This is a genomic window from Vulcanisaeta sp. EB80 (genome assembly GCF_002078205.2).
In genome coordinates, this window is sequence record NZ_LCWN02000093.1 from 1 (window position 1) to 6,861 (window position 6,861).

Annotated in this window: 7 protein-coding genes, 1 tRNA gene and 1 pseudogene; 3 read left to right on the forward strand and 6 right to left on the reverse strand. The window is 47.9% G+C overall.

Annotation, left to right across the window (positions count from 1 at the left end; all coding sequences use genetic code 11):
- The 3 genes from B7L70_RS11445 to B7L70_RS11455 all read right to left on the reverse strand — a co-directional run.
- A partial coding sequence (locus B7L70_RS11445) for a PhoH family protein (protein WP_081228307.1) occupies window positions 1-1,048 on the reverse strand: 1,048 nt, incomplete at its 3' end.
- 41 nt (window positions 1,049-1,089) lie between these two features.
- Window positions 1,090-1,623: an LOG family protein gene (locus B7L70_RS11450; protein WP_081228308.1), complete on the reverse strand. Its 534-nt coding sequence runs from the start codon at window positions 1,621-1,623 to the stop codon at window positions 1,090-1,092.
- Between the two features lie 23 nt (window positions 1,624-1,646).
- Window positions 1,647-2,690: a GTPase gene (locus B7L70_RS11455; protein ID WP_081228309.1), complete on the reverse strand. Its 1,044-nt coding sequence runs from the start codon at window positions 2,688-2,690 to the stop codon at window positions 1,647-1,649.
- 116 nt (window positions 2,691-2,806) lie between these two features.
- On the opposite strand from B7L70_RS11455, the gene B7L70_RS11460 reads away from it, so the two are divergent.
- From B7L70_RS11460 to B7L70_RS11465, 3 genes are all read left to right on the forward strand, one after another.
- Complete coding sequence (locus B7L70_RS11460) at window positions 2,807-3,373, forward strand: DUF998 domain-containing protein (RefSeq protein ID WP_081228310.1); 567 nt, start codon at window positions 2,807-2,809, stop codon at window positions 3,371-3,373.
- A gap of 105 nt (window positions 3,374-3,478) precedes the next feature.
- Window positions 3,479-3,643, forward strand: a complete 165-nt coding sequence (locus tag B7L70_RS13610; protein ID WP_162009172.1) for a hypothetical protein — start codon at window positions 3,479-3,481, stop codon at window positions 3,641-3,643.
- The gene (locus B7L70_RS11465) at window positions 3,630-5,048 is read left to right on the forward strand and encodes a hypothetical protein (protein ID WP_081228311.1); all 1,419 of its coding nucleotides are present in this window, start codon (window positions 3,630-3,632) and stop codon (window positions 5,046-5,048) included. The genes B7L70_RS13610 and B7L70_RS11465 overlap by 14 nt, the downstream gene beginning before the upstream one ends.
- A 7-nt stretch (window positions 5,049-5,055) precedes the next feature.
- On the opposite strand, the gene B7L70_RS11470 is transcribed toward B7L70_RS11465, so the two are convergent.
- The 3 genes and pseudogenes from B7L70_RS11470 to B7L70_RS11480 form a co-directional block, all read right to left on the reverse strand.
- Window positions 5,056-5,129, reverse strand: a tRNA-Thr gene (locus B7L70_RS11470).
- 640 nt (window positions 5,130-5,769) lie between these two features.
- Window positions 5,770-6,183, reverse strand: a complete 414-nt coding sequence (locus B7L70_RS11475) for a PaREP1 family protein (RefSeq protein WP_081228312.1) — start codon at window positions 6,181-6,183, stop codon at window positions 5,770-5,772.
- 88 nt (window positions 6,184-6,271) lie between these two features.
- Window positions 6,272-6,861, reverse strand: a pseudogene (locus B7L70_RS11480) (DNA methylase); the annotation flags it as partial.

The window sequence follows — 6,861 nt, forward strand, 5'->3', positions numbered from 1 at the left end:
CACCCTTCTGGCCAACAAAGGCGCCGAAGGCACTCTTCCTAACAGTAACCATGAGTTCAGGACCTGCGAAGTCGACATCGATTATGTGCTTGCCAATCCAACCAACGGGGTGAAGAGCCCTTATCCATTCTTTGAAGTTTAGGTTCATTTCTACCGTCCTAACCCTCAGGTTGCTCTCGCCCTCGATAGCCTTAATCCTCTCACCACCCTTCCCCACAACCCTACCCAGGTGCCCCTCCTTCGCAACTATCAATGCATCAGGCACACCCTCACCCTTAATGCCAAGGCTCTCCTTCTCCTGCTTAAACTCGATGACCGTAACCACATCGGAATCGGGCGCATGCACCCTTATTAAATCAAGCAACTGCCTCTCTGTGTTGCTCAATTCCCTCTTCCTCATCCTCAACTCAAAGGAAACCTTAACACCCCGTTTAGCGCCTGGTCTAACTATGTCCTTCAATCCTAGGTCTACGACCACAGCATCCTCCTCATTAAGCAAAACCTCCCTGAGCAATGTGGCGCCATCCTTCTCCACACCAAGCGGTCTCTGGAGCACTGGGTCGCCAGCTATTATTAGGCGTGAGTTCCTACCTATCCTCATAAGGATCTCAGCCGCATTCTCAGGCTGTGTGCTCTGGGCATCGTCTAGGAATATGAGCGCGTCATCGAACGTCCTACCCCTAAGGTACGACACATCAGTCACGATGACCTTACCACCCTGCAGCAACTTCATTATCTCCTCCCTATCCATGAGACCCTCAAGTATATCCTCAAGGTATGCGGATGCAATTCTATAATACAGGTCACCAAGCTCCTCAGGCGTTAATGGTTTACCAGTGCTTACGTCAACCACGGGCCTCGCTATTATGAACCTCTTATATACGCCAGCCAGTACTGAGGATATTCCGTAGGTGCACGATATTAGGCTCTTACCTGTACCGGTTGGGCCGAAGACACCGACTATCTCGTTCCTTGAATCCTTAAGTGCATTTATTAGTCTCTCCTGCCCAATACTCATTGGTTTAACCTTATCTAATAATGATGACATCGCCATGAGTGATAACCCAAGCTTTTAAACCCTTATCCGCATTAACCGAACATTGCCTTAACGCCAGTAACTCTCTCCTTACAAATCTCCTGGGCGAGCTTCACAGGATCATCGAAATACCTAATCCTAACAACCCTCCTATCATCAACGTACTCAGGGAAGGCCTTAGGTAAATTATCACTACTCAGGTTAGTTCCTGTTAATACATAGGCGGGCTTACCCATCGCGTATGCAAGCAACGCCTCAATAATCGTACCTGCACCACCACCCAGGGATACAAGTACATCACTAGACCTAACCATTATTACAGACCTACAACGAAACTCACAACCACTATCAATCCTAACAACACCACTGGGCAACTCAACATCGTACCTCTCAATGGGTAGTACAACCACAACCCTAAAACCAAGCCTCAAAGCCTCATCAACTATGGACTTCATGAAACCCCAATAACCGCCGAGCAGTAGTGTCGATGTAGGACATTGGGAATGAAGCTCCTTTAGGAAGTCCCTAGCCATGGCCTCAACCCTAGCATCAACAGGGCTACTATGGGCTGCAATTGCTATCTGCATCGCCTACCGAGCACCTAAGGCACTTATAACTTTGATCTTTGCCTCAACGCCTCCTTGATCCTTGGTATCACGTGATTATCCACGATATGGTCAATAACATCCCTACAACCACCACAGTTAATCGTCGAGACCCTAAAGATGGGTAGGGAGTTATCGATGAGCTTTACATTATCCAGAGCCGCGCTCACCTCGGTGTCAGATGCTATATCTATCTTATTTATTAGGACTATTGTTGGCGAGTTGAAACTAGACCTAACCTCCCTCAACAAATCAACCTGCTCGCCCAGAGGATAACCGCTGTGGTGTGTTGGGTCAATTATGAAAACAATCACACTGGCCAGATGCCTAAGGGCTAGTATCGCCTGAAGCTCAATCCTATTACGCTCGCTCAACGGCCTATCGAGGAGGCCAGGCGTATCTATCACCTGGACCTTAACGTCATTGAGAACCGTGAAGTGGCCCACATGCAACTCCCTCGTGGTGAATGGGTACTCAGCAACCTTAGGCTTACTACTACTAACACACCTAACGAAACTACTCTTACCAACATTGGGCATACCGGCAACAACTATGGTGAACAGGCCAGGGTCTATGTCGGGCAATCCCTCAAGCTTAACAGCCGCAGCCTTAAGGAAATCCAACTCGGGTTTTAAATCCGTGACCAGGTCCTTAACCCTAGCCAGGAAATTCCTGCGTGCCTTGATTATGTCCATGTTTGTGGTCGCGGACCTAATGGCCATAACAGCATCCCTATAAATCGAAGCCACAGCCTTCGTGGCATGCCCAACCTTGGCCAGGGAGTGCTTGTAGGTCGCCCTATCGATCATCAACTCAATCAACTCCCTATAGAACGGATGCAGGGAATCTAAAAACGGCATACCCATGGCAACACCACTAAGCGCATCGAATAAGTACTTCCTAGCCTCCCTAACCCTCCTCAACTCGAGCCTCCTCAACCTATCAACACCAGGCTCAACACTAGGGCTCCTAGACTGCAGGCTAAAGTAAACACCAACAACGCCATTCCACAACTCCTCACTGGTCGGCACATACGGTATCCCACGCACCCCAAACGACCAACCATAACGACGCCAACCCCTTAATAAACGTTAATAATATACAAATAATATACATAGACTAAATAACCACACGCCTTAAAAGTATTCACCATGAGCATACCCACGTGGATAGGGTAAACATTGCAGGGCTGCTCGGAATCATTGGTGTAATAGAATTCCTACTGGCAATGCTAGTGGCTGAGGCGTTGTACCCAGGCTATAGTGTATCCATGAATTACATAAGCGACCTAGGTGTTGGACGCACGGCAATCATATTCAATTCCTCAATAATAGTAATGGGGCTCCTCCTAATAATAGCCTCAGCACTATATCCACAACTAAGCAAGGCACTGGCAACAACAATAGCGCTCACGGGAATAGGGGCAGTGGGTGTTGGTATATTCCCCGAGACAGTGTACCAAATTCACGTAATATTCGCATTAATAGCATTCTTCTTCGCCTCAATCTCTTCATACCCAGCAGCAAGGATCTCAAGAGGCCCAGGCAGGGTGCTCTGGCCAGTACTGGGGACAATGGGCCTAATCGCCCTAGCACTGCTCATAACAGGGACAATAACAGGGACATACCTAGGACTAGGGCCAGGCGGGATGGAACGAATGATAGTGTACCCAAACCTACTATGGGCCCTAGGCTTCGGCACAGAACTAATGAACCCACAGAAGAAAACCTAAAACACCACCACAACCTGCCAATCAAAAACCAAGCCCAAACCGCAATCGTCCTTATGTTCGTAGTGCCTTATTAATCATCGTGAGAGCTATTTGTTGTGATTGTGGGTGGTTTGGCCGCTTGGGTGGTTGTTGACGTATAAGGGAAGTGACTGTGGGTTGTGGCGTTTTGTCTATGGTGAATGCATGGAATCAAAGCTATGCAGTGAAGCCGCTAGGATCTTCATGGATGAGCTCAGGAACCACGGGTGTTTTAACCATGCACCGCACTGAGTGCTTCGTTGCCTCGACCGTGGGTGGGTTTAAAATCATCAACGGGCCGCCTAACAAGGGCAAAGGCCTGATGGATAGAAAGGAGGACCTGGAACCAAGCAACGAAACCTCCCCACCTAATCCCGCCCGGGTGAGGAGGATAGAAACATGTAGTGAGTTGATGAACCAAGCGATGGAGTGTCTGAGCAAAAATGACGTGGGTTGCGTAATGGGGATTCTCGAGGAGCTAGTGAAGGATAAGTGCCATGATGGTAGGTTGGCTAGTAAGGAGATTGCTTATGGTGTTAAAGAGATCGTTCATAAACTATGGCTGAGGGGTAATGATGAATTGAGGCGTGAGTTATTGACAAAGCTCATGGTCGAGCTTGGCGTATCGAGAAACTGGTTCAGGAGCGTATTCAATACGAACACGAGGATGTTGAATAAGTGGTTGGGGAGGTACGTCTTGATGGGTGATCAGACGGCACAACAAAATATGATGACTAGGCTACCACAATCACGAGAGGATAGATGGAGGCTAGGTCTACGCATGAGTGAAGTGATTGATAGTATAGAGGAGATGTTGAGACACGACTTTGGCTGGAGCGAGAGATTCATGTGTGAGAAGATGTGGAAATTTGTGGGTGTTGACGTGGATGCCTTTAGAGAGTACAGCGTAGACCCATGCCAATGGCTAAACGCACTAACGGCAAAGGAACTAAACGACACAAGATGGCTCGGGTGGTACATAACGGACATGGTGATCAAAACCAAAAGACACACCCTATATCTGCGCCTGAACACGACAAACACTATCAGCGCCATACACTTTGTAACGATACTAAAACAAATACAAACTCCAAATATCAACATGAATAGAAAATCAAAAACCAAAATAGGCACCGAATACTTAATCAGGATACCCAGGACTTCCTGGCCATGGCCGCTGGATAAAGCCGAGGCAATCTCAATGTTGAGGAGACTCGGTAAGGTGGACCTAAGGAAGGCCCTAGCCGCCGCAACAGACGGCGATGGAAGTGTTAATTACTACGGTGGTGTGGCAATATTTAACATCACGTTCGGAGTGAACGATATTTATGAAGTGAACATACTCGGTGAGATACTTCAACAGTATTTCGGTGTTACAGCTCTAATTACGAGGAATGAGGAGCACGGGTACATGAATATGAGACTCAACGGAAACGACGCTGTGAGCGTATTGGGTGAGATAGTGCCGTTCATGACACATCCACTGAGAAGGTTGAGGGCAGATTTAATCCTAGTGAATGAGAATGGAGAGCTCAGCCAGGGAGAATTCGAGAAGCTCTACGACATGACCAAGTACAGAGGCATGAACGACATAAAGAGGAAGCACGCGATCGAGGTCCTCACCCAAGCGGCCCCACAAACCACAACCATAAAATGAGAATGAAAGCCGCCGCCGGGATTTGAACCCGGGACTTTCGCCTTACCAAGGCGACGCTCTACCTGGCTGAGCTACGGCGGCGGGTTGTGTATTGTACCTATGTTTTTTAGGTTTTCTCCCGTTGGCCTTTGCGTTGTGATTTGATTGTGGGTGGTTGGTGTGGTGGGTTGGTTTAATGGGGTAATTAGGGTATCGAAGCTTTATGTTGAAGTCTCTCTTGTGTTTGGCTTTATGGTTTGGGGGTGTTTTTTGTGTTTTTTCTCGATTATATAGTGCGTGGGTTTTATGTGCAGGCTTTTCGTTGTTTTCACCTATATTTTTCTTTGTGGCATCTATATAGGTTATTTTTTCGTGGGTTTATGCGCGCGCTGGTGCCCCCTCATACAAAAGAAATAGATAGCACCCACGGCGTCTACCGTTACGAACGTTAAGGCGAGAGTTCTTTGTTTTCGGTGTTTAAGGATTGGGCGGTTAATATTTATTTAAAATATTTATTAAGGCTTCATGGCGTAGTTCTGGGTTTGCGATAGTCCTGGGGGTTGGGTGGCTTACTGAGTCACACTATTCCTCTAGGTTTTATTCTGTGTTCCATCTCACATTCGCATCCTCATGCATTCTTATCTATGGGGCAATAGCCGCGATGATGAGGAGGATGCCTGAGAGGGTCATGGGTGTGAACCTGAGGGTTAGGGTAATTGCCACGAGAGAAGCGCTGTCCCAATCATCCTTTAACGAGCTTTTGCGCCTCCGAGACCATCCCCTCTATGTGTGGTAGCCTAATCCTTATATCGTCGGGCTCGAGTTTTGCTTCGTGGAATCCCCACACGTGTAGGTAGTTCGCTGCGTCCCACGCGTCTACGAACCAATCCCCAATCTTCCTAGCTATTACCCTGACAGCCTTCTCAAGCTCCGTGACGGTCCATCTACCCCTGTTATCAACGGTATTTAGGACTTCACTGACGTTGAGGTGCATGGTGAGGGCCTTAACGACTTCTTCGGCTGCCTTGTACAGCTTCTCGCTGGCTTGAACGGGATCCCTATCGATTAGGGCCTCGCTCTCCTCAAGATATCTCGATGCGAGTTCTAGGTGCGATTCTGCATCCGCCCTTGCTCTAGGGTCTGGGTTGTTTGAAATATGAGGTCACTAAATACATTACTAAATACATTGTTTATCCTGCCCTTATAAGCCTTCATCAGCTTAAGTCTCGTTGATTTTCATCATCTTAGCCTTCTCCGAGGGTCTTGGTTAGGTCTCTCAGGATGTTTCTGCATTTTTCGTCTTTGCATAGGTAATTTTCTATGGTTTTGTCTATGTTCTTGAGGTCTGTTTTCTCCGTTGTTTCTGTGGGTATTGGTATTGCGAGGTAGTCCTCCTCCAGGAACCTGGTCCATTTTTCTGAGATTCTTCTGCTGAACACCTTCAGGAATAGTCTCATTAGGTTTGAGTTGTACCAGGCGGCTATTAGTGGGTTTTTTGTTCTTACTATGTAGAAGTCCTTTGAGGCACATAGTGGTTTTTCGCTGTAGTTCGCAAGCACCCTATGCCTATCCAGGTCCAGCTTATCGTGTATGAAGATGTGCCCGTAGGGTCTCTTGGATTGCAACTGCCTCCACACGTGCCTATACCAGTGCCTCCCGAACTTTAGTGCGGGCACTCCCTGCCCCTCACCCCACTCGATGTACCTCCTCAGGTCTCCCTCTGGGTCGTCGTTTATTGCTAGGGCGTAGAATCCTGGGTCGTGGATTTCGACTTCATGGTTGTAGTACTCGGGTTTCCTTAGGCACTCGACTAGGTATTTCATGTGTATGCTCA